Source organism: Kribbella catacumbae DSM 19601 (genome assembly GCF_000372465.1).
Lineage (GTDB): Bacteria > Actinomycetota > Actinomycetes > Propionibacteriales > Kribbellaceae > Kribbella > Kribbella catacumbae.
Map to the genome: position 1 here is coordinate 1 of NZ_AQUZ01000053.1, position 19,457 is coordinate 19,457.

A 19,457-nucleotide genomic window follows, 5' to 3' on the forward strand; every position below is an offset into this window, starting at 1 on the left:
TCTTCAATGCCCGACCGTAGGCCGACGCAGCCTCCTCGAAGTCACCGCGATACTTGCCGGTGACACCGATGTCGTTCAGCACTGTTACGAGGTTCAGCGGTTCGACGGTCGGGTCCAGCTCTGCGAGGGCAAGCGCACGGTGANACTCGCGNCGAGCNTCGGAGAGCAGGCCCNTCTTCCGCANCTGTGCGCCTCGGAGCTGCGCGGTCGTGGCGGCCGCTGGAAGCTGAGTCTGGTCGGGCATTTCGGCTCATCGGCCTAGAGGAGGACCTGGTTGTGATTGCTGACGATCCGGTCGCCGTCGTCCGACGGATCGGCATGCGCGACGGTGGCGGACCCCGCCAGCGCTCCGGCGAGCAGGGCAACCGCGCCCAGTGTCCCTGCGATCAGCTTCTTCCAACCAACGCGTGACCTTGCACCCATCGTTGTTCTCCTATCCTGTCCAGAGGCGAAGGCTGTCCTTCGCTCCAACTGTTCGAAACTGCAACAGCAGAACCTTCGAGTGCTCTTTGGCTGGGATGAGGTCTCCACCTCCACCCGGCCCACGCCGTCGTCGGTGGTGGGGTCTAGATCTCGACCAGCCGCTGCCCCGGCGTCTCCGCAGAGTCCCATCGGTTTCCCAGCGGACTAGGTGACAGTGACGGCAGCGGTCGCATGCGCCGTACCGCGAGTGACTCGGAGGAGCGACACAGATGACAATCACCGTCTCGCATCGATTCGCCCAGCAGCGCTGCCGCCCGGCGAGGCTCGTCGCGCTGGGGATAGGCGCGATCCTAGCGATCAGTGGCGTCTTGGTTGGGACCGTGCCGACCACTGCCACCGCGCATGTGGCTAGCACGGTGGTATCGGGTCCGCTGATGGCCGCTGGAGGTGACCACTCGCTGGTGATCGACGACGGAGTGGTGTACGGCACCGGTTTCAATGGCCGAGGCCTCATCGGCCGGGGCCGGTTAACCGGTGCTGGCTCCGGACCGCGCAGCACCCTCTTGAGGTTGACCGGACTGCCAGACGATGTGCACGCCACCGCCGTCGCTGGTGGCTCAGCTCATTCGCTCGTGCTGGGCGACGACAACCTTGTGTATGGCACCGGCAGCAACAACCGCGGGCAGCTGACAGCCCCCATCGGCGAAAGCTTCGCCCTTAGAGCGCTCAGCGGTCTGCCGGACGAAGGCGCTCAGCCCATCGCGATCGCTGCTGGGAATACCCATTCGCTAGTCATGGGCAGCAACGGCGTCGTGTACGGCACCGGCGGCAATAGTTTCGGGGAGCTAACCGCGCCACTGGCCGATCGGACCACCCTGACTCGGTTGAGCGGGCTCCCGGAGGGGGTGCAGGCCGTCGCGATGGATGCTGGCGGTGACCACTCGCTGGTCGTTGCCAGCGACGGAAAGGCGTACGGCACCGGGCGCAACTCCTTTGGGCAACTCACCGGCACCGCCACTCGCACCACCCTCGCACCACTCGAGCTACCCGCAGGTGTGAAAGCCACCGCTGTCGCCGCTGGTGCCAACCACTCGCTGGTGGTGGGCAGCAACGGAACCGTTTATGGCACTGGCCTTAACGATTTCGGACAACTCACTGGCACTGACCCCAACGAGCACAGAAATACCCTCACTCCTCTTGCCGGTCTGCCGAACGGTGTACGTGCCGCAGCGGTTGCCGCCGGCGCCAGTCATTCACTTGTGTTGGGTGACAACGGCGTCGTATATGGCACCGGCCGCAACGCCGTCGGGCAGCTCACCGGCACAAACCCCGCCGACCGCCGCATCCTCACCCCTCTGACCGGGCTACCCGCTGGGGTGCGGGCTGCCGCCATTGACGCTGGCCTTGACCATTCACTGGTATTGGGCAGCGATGCCATGGTGTACGGCGCGGGCGACAACAGCGACGGCGAGTTGACCGGCGCCGGTGACCGATTCACCCTCACCCCACTCACCGGAACCCAAGTCGCCGCCGGTAATGCGCACTCGCTGGTCCTTGGCAGGGACGGCATCGTCTATGGCAGCGGCCGCAATACGTTCGGGCAACTCACCGGTGCAAGCTCCGCTGACCGCCGCAGCCTCACCCCACTGATCGGATTACCTCCGGGTGTGCAGGCGACTGCGATCGCAGCCGGGCCAAACCATTCCCTCGTCCTCGACAGCAACGGCGTCGTCTACGGCACCGGTATCAATGGCAGCGGACAGCTCACCGGTAGCGGCGACCGCAGTACGCTCACCCCGCTAGCCGGCCTCCCCAGCACTGTTCATGCTATTGCGATCGCCGCCAGCTCGGAAAATTCATTGGTTGTAGGCAGCGACAAGAAGGTGTATGGCGCTGGCCGCAACCTATCCGGGCAGCTCACGGGCTCCGATACCGGCAACCGCGCCATCCTGACTCCCCTGGCTGGCCAGCAACCCAGCATCAACCCCCCCGGTGATCGCCGCTGGTGACACGCATTCGCTCGTGCTCGACCGCGACCCTGGCCCCATCTTCGGCACCGGCTCCGATGCCGTCGGCCAACTGGCCGGCCACGGGAGCGTCAGTAGTCTCATCCAGTTGGCCAATTCACCCAGCGGCCTAGCCCGACCCAGTCTCGCGGCCGCGGGCAACCATTCTCTGATGCTCGGCCCCGACCGTGTCGTATATGGCACGGGCAACAACCTCAAGGGGCAGCTCACCGGGCCCGGCAACCTGCGCACCGCCTTCACTTCGCTGGCAGGGTTACCCGCAGGCGTATCCGCCACCGCTATCGCCGCGAGCTTCACTACTTCGCTTGTCCTCGGCGCTAACGGCACCGTCTATGGCGCAGGCAGTAACGTCGAGGGGCAGCTCACTGGCGGGAACGGCTCCGACCGTGTCACGCCCTTAGTCCCGCTGACAGGACTGCCCGCCGGTGTCCAGGCCACCGCGATTGCCGCCGGCAGTTCCCATACCCTTATCGCGGGCAGCGACGGCGCCGTCTACGGCACCGGCGCCAGTAGCCAGGGGCAGCTCACTGACACCGCCCCTGTGCTCCGCAGCTTCACCCTTGTACGGCTGAGCGGTCTACCTGCGAGAACGCGAGCCATCGCTGTCGCCGCTGGTGGTGCGCACACTCTGGTCATCGACAGCAAGGGCGCTGTCTACGGCACCGGTCACAACGGCGAGGGCCAACTCACCGGCCTTGGGAGCCGCACAACCCTGACCCCGTTGACTGGGCCGCTCGGACTCGAAGCTGTCGCGATTGCCGCAGGTCCCGCCCATTCCCTCGTTCTCGGCAGCACCGGTGCTGTCTATGGCACCGGTGCCAACAGCGCGGGGCAGCTCACCGGCACTGGAGGGGGCCGTCGCACCACGCTCACACCAATGACCGGCCTGCCCGTCGAGGTTCACGCCACCGCGATCACCACCGGCGCTCTCCACTCGCTGGTCCTCGGCAGCGACGGTGTTGTCTACGGAGCCGGCGACAACAGCTTTGGGCAGCTCACCGGCACTGGGAACCGTGCCACCCTAACTCCACTGATTGGGCTGCCAGATGGAGTCGAGGCCGTCGCGATTGCGGCTCGTGAGTCCCATACGCTCGTCCTGGGTAACAACGGCACCGTATACGGCGCAGGCAGAAACGCCCTTGGGCAGCTCACCGGCGCTGGGAACCGCGCCTTCCTGACCCCACTAACCGGCCTACCCGAGGACGTTCACGCCACCGCGATAGCCGCCGGCGGTTCTCACTCGCTGGTCTCGGCTAGCAATGGCGTCGTCTACGGCACCGGCAACAACACCTCCGGGCAGCTCACCGGTACCGCGAACCGCACCACCTTGACCCCGCTGACTGACACCGGGCCAGTGTCAGAGTGCAATGCGGCCATCGCAATCTCCGCCGGTACTGATTTCTCGCTCATTCTCAAGAGATGCAGCCTCGAACTCGTGGGCGCAGGTGGCAACAACCGAGGGGAGCTCACCGGAGCCGACAACCCCCGCCGCGCACTCGGCCCAGTGTGCTGCCTGGGGAGTGTCGGCGGGGTCGTTGCGATGTCTGCGAGCGGCCACACTGTAGTGATCGGTGCCGACGGCGGCGTTTACGGCACAGGCCGCAACGAGGCGGGGCAGCTCACCGGCACCATCGACAGCGACAATGACGGTGTCGCTCCACTCACCGGACTAACCGCCATCCGCGCCAGCCTCCGTGCCGCCGGACCGCGGTCGCCCAAGGTGCCAGCACTCGCTATCGCCACAGGCTCTAATTCCCACACGCTCGTCCTTGACAACAGCGGCACCGTCTTCGGCACTGGCGACAACCACCACGGGCAACTCACCAGTACCGCCCCCGACAATCGCGCCATACTGGCAAGGCTGACTGGCCTTCCTGGCGATGTGCGGGCCAAGGCGGTAGCCACCGGCGCCTTCCACTCCTTGGTCCTGGGCAGCAATGGCGCCGTCTATGGCACTGGAAGAAACATAGCCGGGGAGCTGACTGGCACAGGGATACGTACAAACCTGACTCAACTGACCGGCCTACCACAAGGCGTGCGGGCCACTGGCCTGGCCGCCGGGAACTCCCACTCGCTGGTTCTGGCTGATGATGGTGCCGTCTATGGCACCGGGAACAACCAGTCCGGTCAGCTGACTGGTACCGGGAACCGCGTCTCGCTGACCGCCCTGGCTGGGCTGCCCAACGGCGTGCGGGCGATCGCCATCGCCGCGGGCCACAGCTTTTCACTGGTCCTGGACAGCGGCGGCAACGTGTGGGGCACCGGTGACAACTCCGACGGGCAGTTGACTGGCGCCGACGGTCATCGCACCCTGCTGAGCCCCTTGTCCGGTCTGCCCGACGGCGTACAGGCTGTCGGGATTGCCGCTGGCTTCCTCCATTCCCTGGTCCTGGGCAGTGACGGCATCGTGTACGGCACCGGAAACAACAGCCACGGACAATTGACTGGCGTCGGAAGCCGAGACACGCTGACACCGCTCGCCGGCTTGCCTGGTGGAATCCAGGCCACTGCGATCGCCGCCGCCCGCAGACATTCGCTGGTCGTCGGCAGCAACGGCACGGCATACGGCACCGGCGACAACGGCAACGGACAGTTGACTGGCACAGGCAACCGCACCACGCTGACACCACTAGACGGCCTACCCGACGGTGTCAGCGCGATCGCCACCGGCTCCGGCGACGCTTTCTCGCTGGTAATCGGCAGCGACGGCGCGGTCTACGGCACCGGCAGAAACGAAGAGGGACAACTCACCGGCGCGGATCCGCGCGACCGCACCATCCTTACCCGACTCACAGGCCTGCCGACTATCTGATCCCAAACAGCCCAGCGCTAGCCGCCCCCGGAACTTGGCTGGCCGGCGCGGGTCGTGGGCGACACCAAATCGGGGCGCGTCAGTCGACTACCTGAGGCCTCTCCGCTCGTTGGAACAGGTTTCTGCCAACGTGTTCACCGGTCACTTGCTAGGGGCAACCGTTCAGTTCCAAACGAGTTGCGGCGGTCCACTGCGCCAGGGCTGACGCTGGAATCCAGCGGCGCGATGCATGCCACGACATGACCCAGCCTTAACGTCACCCACAGGGCACCTAGAGGGTCATCTGGCCCCATAGTGAACCGCCCCGGGTTTGATGCGCACCTCCTTCGTTGGGAAGGTGTCATCTATGCCGAGCAAGTACGACGAGCAGACCAAGGCCAAGGCGGTCCGGTTGGTCACTGAGCATGTTCAGGATTACGAGTCTGAGTGGGCCGCGATTGTGGCGGTGTCTGGCCGGTTGGGGATGACGGCTGAGACGTTGCGTCGTTGGGTCCGCCAGGCCGCGGTGGACGCGGGTGCGGCTGTCGGGGTGTCGTCTGAGTCTGCTCGTGAGATTCGTGAGTTGAAGCGTAAGAACGCTGAGCTGGAACGCACGGTGGAGATTTTGAAGGCAGGAGGCTGTCGCGCGAATGGTTTGGCTGCCTGATCGCGGTCGTGGTTTGGTGCGTGACCGGGCCCGTGCCCGGGGCGGTTAGGCGAGGCGGTAGATCTTCAGCAGGTTGTGGGTAGCGCAGATCAGCTTCCATTCGCTGTCCACGGCGGCTAGGCCACGGCGTGAGAGATCGCGGATCTTGCGGTTGTGCTTGATCTGGGCGAACACCGGCTCGATGGTTGCTGCTCTTTTCTTGTAGGTCTTTCGGCCTCGTGGGGTGTCGAGCTTGGCGATCATGGTGGTGGTCAGCGGGTCAGGGTTCCCGTTCCGCTGTCGGCGCAGTAGCTGGTTCACGCGGGCCCTGGTCACGCCCAGTTGCTCGGCGGCCTCATCGGTGTTGATCTCGCCGTCGGCGACGCGTTGCAGGAGCGCGGTGCGTTGGGTTTCACTGTCCGCGATCCGCTTGAGTTTCCGGGCGCGGCCGGGCGCGATGAAGGACTCGACGCCTTTGAGGTTGACGTTCTCGATGCTCCAGTAGCCCGCGTCCGCGACCACCCTGCGAACCTGCCGGCTTTCGCCCGCAGTGCGGAGGTTCTTCTTGGCTGCCTTGATCATTGGTGCGTAGGCCGGTGCATCGTTGGCCTGGTTGGTGACCTCGGCTGCGATCACGAACTGCTGCTCGGTCGCGACTGCCTGGGCGTTGTAGCCCTGCAGGTAACCATCCTTGGTCTTGAGCATCCTGCTGTCCGGATCGGTCACGTTGGCCTCCCGGCGTGACCGGTGCGTCGCCGCGGTCGGCACCGGCCTACGGCCCCGGATCGGCTTGCCGGTCGCAGCCTCGATCTCCGCACGCTTGGCCATGTGCGCCTCATACGACTTGCCGGCTGCTTCGCTCTCAAGCTCGTCCAGCAGTGCGCGCAGCCGGGCACGACGACCACCACGCTCACGTAACTCGTCGCCCAGCCCTGTCTCATCCTCTGCAGCGACTGTGTCTTCGGCTGCATCCGTGGCGGCCGCCTCGGCGAGGATCTCTTCAGCGATCTGCGCCGCGGTCCGGTTGGCGTCGCGAGAGGCGTTCGCGTTCAACTTGGTGCCATCGATCGCGATCAGCCCTGGGCGCAGCAGGCCGGCACGAGCACACAGCGCCAAGACCTGACCGAATATCCCCGCGATGGCAGTCTGGTGGGTTGCGCGGAACCGGGCGATCGTGGCGTGATCAGGCTGCTGGTTCGCACCAACGACCCGGAACGCCACATCCTCGACCAACCGCTTCTCGATCCTGCGGCTGGACCGATCCCCGACGCAGTACGCATAGATGAGCACGGCGAGCATCATCTCCGGGTCGTAAGCGGCTCCGCCCCGGCCATCAGCGCGATAGCCCATCATGAAACCTGACAGATCGAGCTCGGCCACCACGTCGAGCACGAACCAGGCCAGATGGCCCTCGGGCAACCAATCCGCCACCGACGGCGGCATCAACATCAACTGCTCACGATCCACCCGCGTGAAGTTGTAAGCCACGCAGCGATTCTCCCTGCCACACCCCCGCCAACCGGCTCGCGAAACGCTCGCATCAGGCCCAGATTCGTGCGACAACCTCGCAGCGACGAGTTTCTTCGCGCGGGAGAACGACCCGCGATCTCGGTGATCTGCCGGTTCATCACCGAGCACAAGGCTCGGTTCGGGGTCGCTCCGATCTGCCGTGCGCTGTCCGCGCATGGGTGCAAGATCGCCTCGAGAACCTACTACGCCTGGACCAAGCGGGCGCTGTCGAAACGGGCTCTGTGGGACACCACAGTGACCGAGGTGCTGGCCGGCTGCTACGAGCCCGACCAGCACGGCCGGCGGCCACCGGAGTCGCTGTACGGGGCGGTGAAGATGTGGGCGCACCTCAACCGCGAGGGGATCGAGGTGGCCAGGTGCACCGTGGAGCGGCTGATGCGTGCTCATGGCTGGCGGGGTGCGACACGGGCTAAGAAGGTCCGCACCACGGTCGCGGATCCGGGCGCGACCCGGGCACCGGATCTGGTCAACCGTCAGTTCGCCGTCGAGGCGCCGAACCGGCTGCTGGTGGCTGACTTCACCTACGTGCGCCTGGCCTGCAGCACCTTCGTTTATACCGCGTTCGTGATCGATGCCTTCGCCGGGTTGATCGTCGGCTGGGAGTGCTCGACGTCGAAGCACACAACGTTCGTGGAGCGGGCCATCGCTCAAGCTGCGGCATTTCGTGCCAGACAGGGAAATCCCCTTACAGATAAGGCGATTCACCACTCCGATGCCGGATCGCAGTACACCTCGGTCCACTTCACCGAGACCCTGCAACTCCACGGAATGAACCCGTCGATCGGGACTGTCGGCGACGCCTACGACAACGCTCTGGCCGAGACCACCATCGGCCTGTACAAGACCGAATGCATCCGCGACGACTCACCCTTCCGCCGCGGACCACTGACCGGCCTCAGCACCGTCGAGGCCATCACCGCCGACTGGGTCCACTGGTACAACACCAGCCGACTCATGCACCGCCTCGACCGACGCCCACCCGCCGAAGCCGAAGCCGACTACTATTCACAGACCCGCGACGACCGGCAGGTCGTCCACACATAACCGAGGGTGCATCAAACCCGGGGCGGTTCACTCTCGCTGTGCTGTGACGACGATGTTCGTTGGCATGACTGGCGATCCTGAGCTTCAGAAACTGCAGTGGAGCATTCGGCGGCTGATCGAGTTGGTTGATCAGGGCATCGATTCGGCGGGGGAGCAACTGGTACGGGGTGAGGATCTGCGGGTGTGGCGTACTCCGGTGGAAACGGTGGCTGATGACGATGCCGATTCGGGGCCGGTTCTGGGGATGAGTCCTTGAATCCCGGATCCGGGTTCTGACCTGGGCGTGGGACGGCGATCTTCGAGTGCGACAGCAGTCAGTTGCGCTTCGGAGGTTGTGATGGGTGAGGTCATTGATCCTGGCTTTGTTCCTACAAAGGAAGAACGCCAGCGCATGCATGAGGCGATCGAGGAAGCAGGCAAGTTCTTCCGGCGAGAGTTGCTGCGGGCATCGGTCGGCTGGCCGGTGCAGTTCCTCAAGGAACGGGGGCTGGAGAACACGTTGAGACCCGGGGCGAGCTGGAAGATCGGGTATGCGCCCGACAGTTGGTCTCGTCTGACGGATCACCTGCAGAAGCGCGGCTTCGACTTTGCGACTCTGGTCCGGGCCGGGCTGATGACCTGGACCGACGAGGGTGCGGCGATCGACCGGCATCGTGACCGGATCATGTTCATTTCGCGTAACGAGCGGCTGGCGCCAGCGGGCTTCGTCGGCATCGATCGGGAAGGTCAGGTCCGTTCGCTCACGCCTGAGACTCCAGTACACCACTCGTCCAATGTCCTGGTCGGTCTGCAGGAGCAGATCGATCTGCTCAGCAGCGGCGCCACACCTGTCGTTGTCGATCACCCGATGGATGCCATGGCTCTCGAAGAGCTCAGCCGTTCGACGGCGAAGGAGTACGCCGGGATCCCGCTGTGTGGGTCGCCGGTATCGACGGCGCAGGCGCGGATGCTTGCGCGGTACAGCGAGACCGATCGGGTGATCGTGATGGTGCCTGCGGACCGGGACGGACGTCAGCGTGCCATTGGTGCCTCACTCGACCTCGCCCTCTACTTCGACCGTACCCGGATCATTCCACTGCCTCGCGACAGCGCGATGTCCAGCCTGGTGCATTCTCCGAGCGAGCGGCAGACGCTGCTTACCTATCTCTCGCTGTCGAGGCCCTTAACCGGCCACCGCGACGGTCTCAACGACAACGGCACCCAGCACACCTCCCTCGGAATCGACGACCCGGATCCGGACCTGAGTCCTTGAAATGCCGATCAGGGTTCTGAGGACGGCGCAAGGCCGCGATCTTCGACGCGACAGCTCAAGTAGGCGTGCTTCGGAGGTTGTGATGGATGAGATTGCACCTGGACCCGTTCCATCGCCGGGGGAACAGCGGTGGTTGCATGAGGCAAATGCGGAGGCAGCAATCTTCTTCCGGCAGGAGTTGCTGTGGACAACGGCAGCGTGGCCGGCGGCGCTCCTGAGGGCTTGGGGCGTCGAGGAGGTTCTGGATCCTGGGGCCGGCTGGCAGATCGGATATGCGCCCGACAGTGGAACGCAGCTGCTCGATCACCTGCAGAAGAAGGGGTTCGGGCGCGAACCGCTGATGCGGGCTGGGCTGATGAGTTGGACCGATGACGGTCTGGTGGTTGACCGGTATCGGGATCAGTTGGTCCTGGTTTCACGGGATCAGAGACTGGACCCGGTGGGCTTCGTGGGGATCGATCGCGATGGAAAGGCGCGGATGCTCACGCCGGAGACACCGGTGCATCGTCAGTCGGAAGCGCTCGTCGGAGTGCTGGAGCAGATCGATGTACTCGAGGCAGGTGCGACGGCGGTCATCGTCGATCATCCGCTGGATGCGATCGCGATCGCGATCGACCTGGCCGCCCGGCACTCGAGAGACAAGAGCTATGTCGGTATTCCGCTGCTCGGGTCGGCGGTATCGAACGCTCAAGCCCAGATTCTGCGACAGTACAGTGCTACCAATCGAGTGATCGTGACTGTCCTGGACGATCTCACTGCTGCTGAGCGTGCAGTCGACAATGCTCTCGATCTCACCTTCTTCTTCGACAGGGTCCGGCTGCTTCAACGCCCCCCAGAACCGCTGCTCGCGAACCCGGGGCGGCTGGAGTTGCTCGCCGACCTCCATGTGGCCAAGCCGCCGAACAGTCCTAACAGTGGCAGCCAGCACCACTCACCGGGGATTGAAGACCTGGGCCCGGAGCTGTGATCCGTGGAGGCTCTGTTCCGGGCGCATGAGGTTGCGTCAGCGTTCTACCGCCGACAGTTGCAGGGCAATGGCAGAACCTGGGCTGCTCACCAATTGGTCGGGCGCGGGTTGGGTGCTGTGCTGGCCCTTGATAGCGCGTGGTCGGTTGGTTATGCACCCAGACGGATGGTCCCGCCTGGTCGACCACCTGCGCGCGGCTGGCTTTGACGACGAAACGATGCTCGCGGCCGGCTTGGCCAAGCCCACCCGGTCGGGATACCTGGTGGATCGGTTCCGTGACCGCCTCACCTTTGTTGCGCATGACATCGACTTGAGGCCCGTTGGATTCGTGGCACGGGCCCGTGCAGCGGACCCGAAGTACGTCAACTCACCACGTACCCAGATTTACGCCAAACGGCGATCGCCGGTTGGTCTCGATGCCCAGCAGACGCGACTGACCAGGGGAGCGATCCCGGTGGTGGTCGAAGGGCCAACGGATGCGTTGGCGATCAGTCTGCTCGGCGATGAGTGGGCGGGCGCCTCGCCGTGCGGTACGGCGATCACCCGGGAACAGGCGGCAATCCTCAGACTGCATGCGGTCGGGGACACGGTGATCGTCATGCTGGACGGAGATCCGTCCGGACGTCATGGCGCAGAGCGCGCTCTCGATGCCCTGTCTGCTCAGTTCAGATCGGTGCTAGCTGCGGAACTCCCGAGCGGCGACGATCCAGCGTCCCTATTCAGATCCTCGCCAGGGCTGCTGCGTGCCACCCTCACGAATGCGCGGCCTGGGTTCGAGTTCGCAATAGATCTCGAGTTGGCGCGCTGGAACAAGGTTCTTGATCATCTGAGTGGCCAGGTGGGTGCGTTGCGTTCGGTTGCGCCATTGGTGGTCAAACTCCCGACCGAGCGGATCGCTGGACAGGTTGCGAGGCTCGCCCGGCACCTTGATCTCGAGGAGCGCATCGTGTCGCGAGAGGTCCTCGCCTCTGTCGGGCGACGTCCCAGGAGCGGAGCCTTGCGCGGCGACTTGGAAGCCGACCCGGACCTGGATTCCAGGAGTCCTTGATTTCGTGATCCAGGTTCAGAACCAGATCCGATGCCAGCACATTGTTGCCATGGCTAAGGAGCTGGAGGTACTCATCAACGCCGCGGCTCGGGCGGCGTGGGACAAGGAGCCTTCCCGGCGGTTGGCCGACGCTATCGAGAAGCACATCGTCCTGCCGCTCCCGCTCTGGCTGAAAACAAGTCTGGGACGAGACGAGGCATCCCAGCTCGCTCGGGGTCTACCTGGTTTATGTCGCCACGGGTGGGCATGCGTTCATCGACCGGGCCTTGTATCTGCCGAAGTCGTGGACGGCGGAGCCTGACAGGTGCCGTGCAGCCGGGGTTCCCGACGACATCAAGTTCGCCACCAAGCCGACGCTTGCGCGGGAGATGATCACCCGGGCACTGGACGCGGGTATCCCGGCCTCCTGGGTGGCCGGCGACGAGGTCTACGGCGCAGACTCCAAGCTGCGCGCGAGTCTGCAGGAGCGCCGGATCGGTTATGTGCTGGCGGTGGCCTGCGATCATCAGGTGACCGCGCTCGCCGGCAAACACCTGGCCAGAGCCCTCGCCCGCCGACTGCCGTCACGGGCCTGGAGCCGGCTCAGCGCTGGCGTCGGTGCGAAAGGTCAACGCTGGTACGACTGGGCACTGATCGACATCACCGACACCGAGGCCGGTGGCGGTCACGGGCTGCTGGTCCGCCGATCGATCAGCAGCGGTGAGCTCGCGTTCTACCGCTGCTACACACCCACCCCGGTGCCACTCGCGACCCTGGTGGCCGTGGCGGACAGACGGTGGACGATTGAGGAGTCTTTCCAAGCAGGTAAGGGATTGACCGGCCTGGACGAGCACCAGGTCCGCCGCTGGACGTCGTGGCACCGCTGGACCATCCTCGCGATGTTCGCCCACGCCTTCCTCGCCGTCACCGCCGCCACAGAACGAGCCGAGATCGACCCGACACCAGGGCTCATCCCGTTGACCGCGAACGAGATCCGGCACGGCCGGATCGGCCGCGACGGCTGGGTGGAGGCCCTGTCCGCGTCACTCCTGTCGGTCCCGCCAGGCTTGAGTCTGCCCTCGGGCACGAGGGACTGGGCGAGCCGTCAGTCCGGCCAACGCCATTGTCGTCAGGTACGGCCTCTACGATGCGGTGATGGAAATTACGGCGCTGGCGTTCAGTGGTGCGTTCTTGGTGGCCGCTCGCGATGACGGGCGGGTCGAGGCGTGGCGGATCGGAGAGCCGAGCACGTCTCGGGTGCTACGTACGGCAGGGGACGAGCCGGTGCGCGACCTGGCCACCGACGGGGAGCGGGTCTTCGGCGTGGCCGGGTCCCGGCTGCTGGTGTGGGACGCCGGGCTGGACCTGCAGGCTGACGACGAGTTCAGCTGTTCCGCGCATTTCGTCTCGGTGACGCCGGATGGTATTTGGCTGGCCGGCGACGAGCAGTTGGTGCGGATTGCGCCGGACCTGAGCCAGGGATGGAGCCACTCGCTGCCGCCGGGATCGACGACGGACTTCGACGTGCATCCCTCGGGGACGCATGTGGTGGTGGTGAAGGACGCGCTACACGTGCGCGTCCACGACGGCGAGAACCTCAAACCGCTGCATACGTGGAGCCGTGAATCCGATCGTAACGCGCAGCATGTGTCCGTCCGGTTCACCGAAAGGCCCGACCATCTCTGGATGACCGTGAACCGGAGCTACGAAGTGCACCGCGTTTCGGCGCGGAAGGGACACGCCGTCAGGGAAAAGACCCGGCACTCCCGCAGGCTGGAAAGTGCCTGGGCTGGCCCCGTGGCGTTGTGCGGCGAGCGCCGCCATCTGGCCGTCCTGCAGAACGGTTCGGACGTGCACCTTTGGGATCTGGACCTCGAACGGCCGACGTTCTTCGCCGAGCCGGTAGTAGATACTTCCCCGGAGAAGTTCTGGTCGAAACTCAGCCGGGTACCGAAGCTCGCGGCGGCCGGGCCCGGCGCGATCAAAGTGACGAAGACGAGCCGCCAGCCGGACCGCGACGCGGCGGTGACGGCTCTCGCGGTCGCCCCCAAGGGGACGATGCTGGCGCTCGGCGGCCGAGACGGCACCATCCTGCGGTGCGACACCCGCAGTGGCGGTATCGAGCAACTAGGCGCGCCCGCCTGGCTGGTGCAGCCAAGATGCGCTGCGGTGACGCGGTGGCCGACCGGGGCCTTACACGGCTTGCGTGGCGACGAGCCCTGGATCGTCCGCGACGGCGTGCTCGCCAGGCTCGATCTGGAGCACCCGGACCGGCTGGACGGTGTACCGCTGGAGGACTATCCCCCCACCGAGTACGACCATGCACGCTCGTCCCCTGAACTGTTCTTCCATGACGACCTCGTCTACCGCCTCGCCCACGACCGGATTCTGGCGTGGGACAGCAGCACGGGGCGTCTGGCCTCAATGATTGCGACGCCGGGAGTGCCACACCTGGCGGGCGACTTTGCGTACCTGACGATCGACACGCCGCCTGCCCGGGACAGATTCCCACTCTGGCGATTCGACTTGGGCGTTCGCCGCCTGGAGCGGATCGACGACGTCGTGATCGACACATCGGCTGTGGACGTCCGTGCCGGGGTAGCCAACTGGGCACACCTCTACACGGTCGGAACTCATGTTGGGATCAGGATGTTCTTCGAGCCTGAGGTGGCCTTTCTCATCGACCCCGAGCAGAGCAGCCTGACGACACAGGTACCCACCGACTTCCAAAATCATCCAACCGACGGTAATCGCGTTTTCGCCGCGACCTCAGATGGTTATCGGCGGATCGATCTGGACGACGCCACCACACTGGAACGGAGATTCTCCGCGTCCCTGGGGACCGTTAGGTGGGAGCGGGAACTCAGCGGAGGACGTGCGCTCGGCTTCCAGCGCGACTCGCTGCGCATCGTCATCGCCTCCTGGCAGACCGGCGAACTCCTCCACAGCCTGTGCGGCCACGGCCACCACGTGCACCCCATGTTCATGTCCCCAGACGAGAACTCCCTCCTGTCGGTGGACGCCGCCGGATTCGTACGGCTCTGGCGGCTCTAGCCGGGCGACTCCACCTGCGAGCCGGCGCTCAGTCACACACCACGTTCGCGCAACGGGGCTATCACCCAGGCCGCGGGGTTCCGCGCCAGGCACGGTAGCCCCCTGCAAACCAGGCGATTCACCACTCCGACGCGGGTTCGCCCCCGCCCGCAGAACCTGCCCGACTGGATCACCGACATCCTCACCGCACTCGCCCCCCGGCCCGGAGCACACGCCCTGGTTCCGCGCAACGCCACACCGACGCCTACGCGCTTGCCGCGCTGACCGGCGAGCTCGACAAGCTCCTGGCCGCCACCGAAGGCCGCCGCAACCTCGACCTCAACGCCGCCGCGTTCGCGCCCGGGCAGCTCGTCGGCGCCGACATGCTCGACGAAGCCATCACCCAGACGAACGGCAGCCGGCCGGATCGGATTGCCCAGAAGCGAAGCCGAACGCACCATCACCTCAGGAGCGCGCAGACCACGCGCGAGACGCTGACCCGCCCGGCTAACCACGAAAAGGCCTCAGGAAGCTACGCATGGGCTTCCTGAGGTTCCTGTGGTTCTAAGGCTGACTGCCTGATTGCCGTGCTCGGGTGCGCCGTGTGAAGCGCCGGTACGAGATCGAAGTCAGTGGAAGCGGGCAACTCCGCCGAACTCGATCCACTCGGAGGTTTGTTGCTGAGGACCGTTCTCGTCGTCGGGGCGCCAGGTGGAAACCTCGACGAGCCCTGGTTCGAGGATGTCCATTCCCTCGAACCACTCGGTCACGTCCTTCTTCTGCCGGACGCGGCCCCAGTGGCCGTGGGTGGCCTGGTCCATGAAGTTGGTGACGAAGTCGCGGATCTCGGGGTCCTCGCTGACCAGTTGGCACATCACCAGGTAGCTGCCTGGGACCAGTCGTTCGGTGACTTGGCGGACAACGGCCAGTGGGCCGTCGGTTTCGCTGTCCGGGATGCAGTGGAACACCGAATTGAAGAGCACGGCAACGGGCTGGGAAAAGTCGATCAGGCGCACGGTGTCGGGGTGGGTAAAGATGGTTTCCGTGTCGCGCATGTCGGCCTCGATGACCGTTGTTGTGCGCTCGTCTTCGACCAGCAGTGCCCGGCCGTGCGTGCTCACCAGCGGGTCGATGTCGATGTAGACGACATGTGGGTCCTCGGTGACCTGCTGTGCGACCTGGTGCACGTTGTTTTGGGTGGGCAGGCCGGATCCGTGGTCGAGAAACTGCCTGATCCCATGATCCTCAGCCAGTGCCCGGACCGCCCGCTGCATGAATCGCCGGTTGTTGACGGCTAGAGCACGGGTGCTGGGGACGACCTTGTCCAATTCTTCGACTGCTGCCCGGTCAGCTGCGAAGTTGTCCTTGCCGCCGAGATAGTAGTCGTACATGCGCGCCGCTGTCGGAATGGAGGTGTCGAATTTCGCCGGAGGCTGGTTGTCAGGCTGCATAGTCTTCCCAAGTTCTGAGCCGAGTCGAGCGGACGCCCGACCGAAGACACATTACTGGGGGAAGAGACGATCCGCCGCCCGGCCGTGGCCGCCACGCGGGGAACCTAAGAAGCCATACACGGGTACCTGCGACCCCTTCTACGTCTGCTGCGGGTCTAACCCGCCTACGGGCGTTGGTGAACGGCCGGTGGTAGAGCCTTCAGGTACTTTCCAGCCAGCGCGGCCGTGTCGTCTCGATCGGCTGCGAGGCGCCGAGTGGGGAACGCTCCGGGCGCCAGCCCGAGCTGGCGCGCTCGAACTCACGGTTCGCGAAGACCTCGACCAGCGGGATGCCGAAGCCGAGATCGGATGCCGTCCGGTCGGTGTGCTGTTCGCCCTTGCGCGACAGCCACGGTACCAGCAGCGACGCGGGCCCACGCGGACAACATCATGACCGTGACGTAGTCGAACTGAGTGACGTAGCCGAGCACGAAAACCCCGAACGTCAAGACGACAATCCACGGTCTGACCACGATGCGCAAGATCCGGTGCTTCAGGCCGTTCGTGATCACGTAGCCCATCGTGCGGGCGGGCAGCGACAGGCAGTAGAGGAACAGCGACACCAGCCGGGGCAGCGCCAGGTGGTGCGCCAGTTCGTGTGCCAAGATCGCCTCCAGGCGATGCTGCGGCAGCGTGTAGACGCTCCAGTTCGACACCGCGACCGTGTGCCCGTAGGTGACCGGCGCGGTAGCTTCGGTCCTTCGTGAATCCACACGCCGTACGCATTCGGGTCGACGCTGGCCGCGGTGCACACCGCCCACCAGGCCGGACCCGAAGACGCCCGCGACAGCGACGTCGCCATGACCATGGGCTGCAGCGACGCCTGCCCGATCTTCTCAGCGCCTGCCCGTTCGGCGCGAAGCACTCGCCGTTGTAGCAGCGGCCTCCCGTTTCAGGGGCGACATTCTCAGCCAGAGACTGCTTGAACATCACGACAAGACTGCCGAAGGTTTGCCCTGACTGTCACCGCCTATGGAAGGCTTCAGCTGAGAAGCTTTTCGAGCCTTGGCCGAATGGCGCTCTCATTTCCCTGGATATCGACCAGTTTGTCGCGGCCGGTCGCGCCATGCACCGGTGCTGACTGGTAGCGGGCAAGCGGACACCCTGCTCGGGTTGGGCGGTCAGGACAAGTTGAACGGGATGGCAGGCGACGATCTGGTGGATGGCGGGCTTGACGGTGACACTCTGTCCGGCGGCAGCGGCAGCGGCATCGACACCGTCAACTACGCGGGCTACCGCGAGGCGGTAACGGTCAGGCTCGACGGGGGAGTAAGTCCAGCGGTGCCGCTGGCGAGGGCGACGTCGTGGGCTCCGATGTGGAGAACGTCATTGGGGGAGCCGGTAGCGACCGGCTGTTCGGGGGCGATTTGCTGAACACGATCGACGGCGGTGGGGGCAACGATAAGATCGCCGGGCTGGGTGGGAACGATCTGGTCGTGGCCGGCTCGCAAGGCGATGGCGCGGACGTAGTGTCCGGCGGCGCCGGGGTCGGAACCAGCCGGCGTTGATGTTCGGGGATGCCCTGCGAGCCGGGGATGAACTGGCGGGCGATTGCCTAGTCTTCGGGGTCGCGACCCCGGCAGGGTGCGACCGGGCGGTGGGCGAACGCGGGGGAAGGCAGCCTCGTCGGACCGACAGGTAACTTGGTCTGGAGGAGGAATTTCGGCGAACTGGTGGTGAAGATCCTCGGCTGCGGCGAGGCCCTGGCGGACGTCGGCGAGGGGTGCAACCCGATGCTGGTGTGGTGGTGGTCATGCATGTAGTGCTGGTCAACTCGTCGATGAAGGTCCGGGCGTGCTGCAGCGATCCGAACCGATCGGGGAATTGGCTTCTCATCATCCATGGATTGAGAGCCTCCATCAGGTCCGGGGCGATTCAACCTGCCCTTTGATGAGGGTGTGGTGTGGCCCGGTTGGGTCCTGGATCTCCAGAACGAGGTTCTCCACTTCGACGGTCGCGGCGATGTTCGTTGCATGACTGGTGAACTCGGTGGTCAGAAGGTGCAGTGGAGCATGCGGCGGCTGGTGGAGTTGCTGGATGAGGCGATCGACTCGGCCGGTGAGCAGCTTGTGCGGGCGGAGAATCGGATGGCCTGGCGCGATCCCGTTGAACGAGCGGGTGACGACGAGCCCGAACCAGCGCCCGGCCTGGAGATGTGAGTCCTTGAATCCCAGATCCGGGTTCTGACCTCAGCGTCGGACGGCGATCTTCGACTGCGACAGCTATCGGTTGCTTTCGGAGGTTGTGATGGGTGAGGTCATCGATCCTGGATTCGTTCCTACGCAGGAGGAATGCCAGCGATTGCATGAGGCCATTGAAGAGGCGGGCAAGTTCTTCCGGCGTGAGTTGCTTAGGGCAACCAGTGGATGGCCGTCGCAGTTCCTCAGCGATCGGGGGTTGGAGAAGGTTCTGACTCCTGGTGCGACTTGGAAGGTTGGCTACGCTCCTGACAGTTGGTCGCGCTTGACGGACCACCTGCAGAAACGTGGATTCGAGTTGGCAACTCTGGTGCGGGCAGGCCTGACGACGTGGTCCGACGAGGGCGCGGCGATCGACCGGCATCGCGATCGAATCGTGTTCATCTCACGCGACGAGCGGATGTCTCCGGTGGGTTTCGTCGGCATCGATCGAGACGGTCAGGCGCGGCCGCTTGCACCGGAAAGTGCGGTGCATCGGCCGTCGAATGCTCTGATCGGCCTACACGAACAGATCGATCTGCTCAGCAAGGGTGCGACCCCCGTCATCGTCGACCATCCGACAGATGCGATGGCGATTGAAGAGCTGAGCCGTTCCACGACCGGGAAGTACGTCGGGATCCCGTTGTGCGAGTCGCCGATTTCATCCGCGCAGGCGCGGATGCTGGCGCGATACAGCGAGACTGATCACGCGATCGTCATGGTGCCGCCCAAGGGAGCGAGCCGCCAGCGGGCAATCGGAACATCACTCGACCTCGCACTCTTCTTCGACCGGATCCGAGCCATTCCGCTGCCGAGCGACGACGCGATCTCCACCTTGGCGCACTCCCCGGACGAGCGTCAGTTCTTGCTGACGTATCTGTCGCTGGCGAGGCCTTTAACCGGCCACCGCAATGGTCTCAACGACAACGGGACCCGGCACCCCTCCCTCGGGATCGACGACCCAGGTCCGGGCCTGAGTCCTTGAAGTGCCGATCCAGGTTCTCAGGAAGTCGCAAACTCGTGATCTTCGACGCGACAGCTTAAATCGGC

At 65.1% G+C, this 19,457-nt stretch carries 16 protein-coding genes and 2 pseudogenes; 14 read left to right on the top strand and 4 right to left on the bottom strand.

Annotation, left to right across the window (positions count from 1 at the left end):
* Positions 1-258: 258 nt before the first annotated feature.
* Complete coding sequence (locus tag A3ES_RS55235; RefSeq protein WP_020391713.1) at positions 259-423, bottom strand: hypothetical protein; 165 nt, start codon at positions 421-423, stop codon at positions 259-261.
* Positions 424-692: 269 nt separating this feature from the next.
* Here A3ES_RS55235 and A3ES_RS0136100 point away from each other — a divergent pair, with 269 nt between their 5' ends.
* From A3ES_RS0136100 to A3ES_RS0136110, 3 genes and pseudogenes are all read left to right on the top strand, one after another.
* Positions 693-2,432 carry an RCC1 domain-containing protein gene (locus A3ES_RS0136100; protein ID WP_026163524.1) on the top strand — a complete coding sequence of 580 codons (1,740 nt, stop codon included), beginning with the start codon at positions 693-695 and terminating at the stop codon, positions 2,430-2,432.
* Between the two features lie 169 nt (positions 2,433-2,601).
* The gene (locus tag A3ES_RS0136105) at positions 2,602-5,262 is read left to right on the top strand and encodes an RCC1 domain-containing protein (protein WP_157630925.1); all 2,661 of its coding nucleotides are present in this window, start codon (positions 2,602-2,604) and stop codon (positions 5,260-5,262) included.
* A 346-nt stretch (positions 5,263-5,608) separates the two neighbouring features.
* A pseudogene (locus A3ES_RS0136110) lies at positions 5,609-5,875 on the top strand (transposase); the annotation flags it as partial.
* A gap of 78 nt (positions 5,876-5,953) precedes the next feature.
* On the opposite strand, the gene A3ES_RS0136115 reads toward A3ES_RS0136110, so the two are convergent.
* On the bottom strand, positions 5,954-7,375 hold the full coding sequence (locus A3ES_RS0136115) for an IS1182 family transposase (RefSeq protein ID WP_020391715.1): 1,422 nt from the start codon (positions 7,373-7,375) through the stop codon (positions 5,954-5,956).
* Between the two features lie 87 nt (positions 7,376-7,462).
* Here A3ES_RS0136115 and A3ES_RS0136120 point away from each other — a divergent pair.
* From A3ES_RS0136120 to A3ES_RS0136150, 7 genes and pseudogenes are all read left to right on the top strand, one after another.
* A pseudogene (locus A3ES_RS0136120) lies at positions 7,463-8,461 on the top strand (IS3 family transposase); the annotation flags it as partial.
* A 52-nt stretch (positions 8,462-8,513) separates the two neighbouring features.
* Entirely contained in the window at positions 8,514-8,717 is a 204-nt protein-coding gene (locus A3ES_RS0136125; RefSeq protein WP_420323165.1) for a hypothetical protein, read from the top strand.
* 135 nt (positions 8,718-8,852) lie between these two features.
* A complete protein-coding gene (locus A3ES_RS0136130; protein ID WP_020391718.1) occupies positions 8,853-9,713 on the top strand; it encodes a hypothetical protein in 861 nt (286 codons plus the stop codon).
* Position 9,714: 1 nt separating this feature from the next.
* Positions 9,715-10,680, top strand: a complete 966-nt coding sequence (locus tag A3ES_RS0136135; RefSeq protein WP_237745156.1) for a hypothetical protein — start codon at positions 9,715-9,717, stop codon at positions 10,678-10,680.
* Positions 10,628-11,728 carry a toprim domain-containing protein gene (locus tag A3ES_RS0136140; RefSeq protein WP_157630927.1) on the top strand — a complete coding sequence of 367 codons (1,101 nt, stop codon included), beginning with the start codon at positions 10,628-10,630 and terminating at the stop codon, positions 11,726-11,728. The genes A3ES_RS0136135 and A3ES_RS0136140 overlap by 53 nt, the downstream gene beginning before the upstream one ends.
* Positions 11,729-11,949: 221 nt before the next feature.
* Positions 11,950-12,918 (top strand): IS701 family transposase, encoded by a 969-nt coding sequence (locus A3ES_RS49605; protein WP_083933923.1) that lies wholly within the window; start codon positions 11,950-11,952, stop codon positions 12,916-12,918.
* Positions 12,863-14,761 carry a WD40 repeat domain-containing protein gene (locus tag A3ES_RS0136150; protein ID WP_157630928.1) on the top strand — a complete coding sequence of 633 codons (1,899 nt, stop codon included), beginning with the start codon at positions 12,863-12,865 and terminating at the stop codon, positions 14,759-14,761. Before A3ES_RS49605 ends, A3ES_RS0136150 begins: the two co-directional genes overlap by 56 nt.
* A gap of 608 nt (positions 14,762-15,369) precedes the next feature.
* Here the strand turns inward: A3ES_RS0136150 and A3ES_RS0136160 are convergent.
* Positions 15,370-16,191 (bottom strand): SAM-dependent methyltransferase, encoded by an 822-nt coding sequence (locus A3ES_RS0136160; RefSeq protein WP_020391724.1) that lies wholly within the window; start codon positions 16,189-16,191, stop codon positions 15,370-15,372.
* Positions 16,192-16,490: 299 nt separating this feature from the next.
* Positions 16,491-16,943 (bottom strand): M48 family metalloprotease, encoded by a 453-nt coding sequence (locus A3ES_RS0136165; RefSeq protein WP_026163528.1) that lies wholly within the window; start codon positions 16,941-16,943, stop codon positions 16,491-16,493.
* Between the two features lie 361 nt (positions 16,944-17,304).
* On the opposite strand from A3ES_RS0136165, the gene A3ES_RS55240 reads away from it, so the two are divergent.
* The 4 genes from A3ES_RS55240 to A3ES_RS0136185 all read left to right on the top strand — a co-directional run bounded on the left by A3ES_RS55240 (position 17,305) and on the right by A3ES_RS0136185 (position 19,392).
* A complete protein-coding gene (locus A3ES_RS55240) occupies positions 17,305-17,604 on the top strand; it encodes a calcium-binding protein (RefSeq protein WP_169501834.1) in 300 nt (99 codons plus the stop codon).
* Complete coding sequence (locus A3ES_RS57285; protein ID WP_420323164.1) at positions 17,547-17,738, top strand: calcium-binding protein; 192 nt, start codon at positions 17,547-17,549, stop codon at positions 17,736-17,738. The genes A3ES_RS55240 and A3ES_RS57285 overlap by 58 nt, the downstream gene beginning before the upstream one ends.
* Positions 17,739-18,203: 465 nt before the next feature.
* Entirely contained in the window at positions 18,204-18,389 is a 186-nt protein-coding gene (locus tag A3ES_RS0136180; protein ID WP_157630929.1) for a hypothetical protein, read from the top strand.
* Positions 18,390-18,477: 88 nt separating this feature from the next.
* Positions 18,478-19,392, top strand: coding sequence for a hypothetical protein (locus tag A3ES_RS0136185; RefSeq protein WP_020391728.1), 915 nt, complete (start codon positions 18,478-18,480; stop codon positions 19,390-19,392).
* Positions 19,393-19,457 lie beyond the last annotated feature (65 nt).

Coding starts and splice junctions, on each gene's coding strand:
- A3ES_RS55235 (WP_020391713.1), bottom strand. CDS start 423: ATGGGTGCAAGGTCACGCGTTGGTTGGAAGAAGCTGATCGCAGGGACA.
- A3ES_RS0136100 (WP_026163524.1), top strand. CDS start 693: ATGACAATCACCGTCTCGCATCGATTCGCCCAGCAGCGCTGCCGCCCG.
- A3ES_RS0136105 (WP_157630925.1), top strand. CDS start 2,602: ATGCTCGGCCCCGACCGTGTCGTATATGGCACGGGCAACAACCTCAAG.
- A3ES_RS0136125 (WP_420323165.1), top strand. CDS start 8,514: ATGTTCGTTGGCATGACTGGCGATCCTGAGCTTCAGAAACTGCAGTGG.
- A3ES_RS0136130 (WP_020391718.1), top strand. CDS start 8,853: ATGCATGAGGCGATCGAGGAAGCAGGCAAGTTCTTCCGGCGAGAGTTG.
- A3ES_RS0136135 (WP_237745156.1), top strand. CDS start 9,715: ATGCCGATCAGGGTTCTGAGGACGGCGCAAGGCCGCGATCTTCGACGC.
- A3ES_RS0136150 (WP_157630928.1), top strand. CDS start 12,863: ATGGAAATTACGGCGCTGGCGTTCAGTGGTGCGTTCTTGGTGGCCGCT.
- A3ES_RS0136160 (WP_020391724.1), bottom strand. CDS start 16,191: ATGCAGCCTGACAACCAGCCTCCGGCGAAATTCGACACCTCCATTCCG.
- A3ES_RS0136180 (WP_157630929.1), top strand. CDS start 18,204: ATGACTGGTGAACTCGGTGGTCAGAAGGTGCAGTGGAGCATGCGGCGG.
- A3ES_RS0136185 (WP_020391728.1), top strand. CDS start 18,478: ATGGGTGAGGTCATCGATCCTGGATTCGTTCCTACGCAGGAGGAATGC.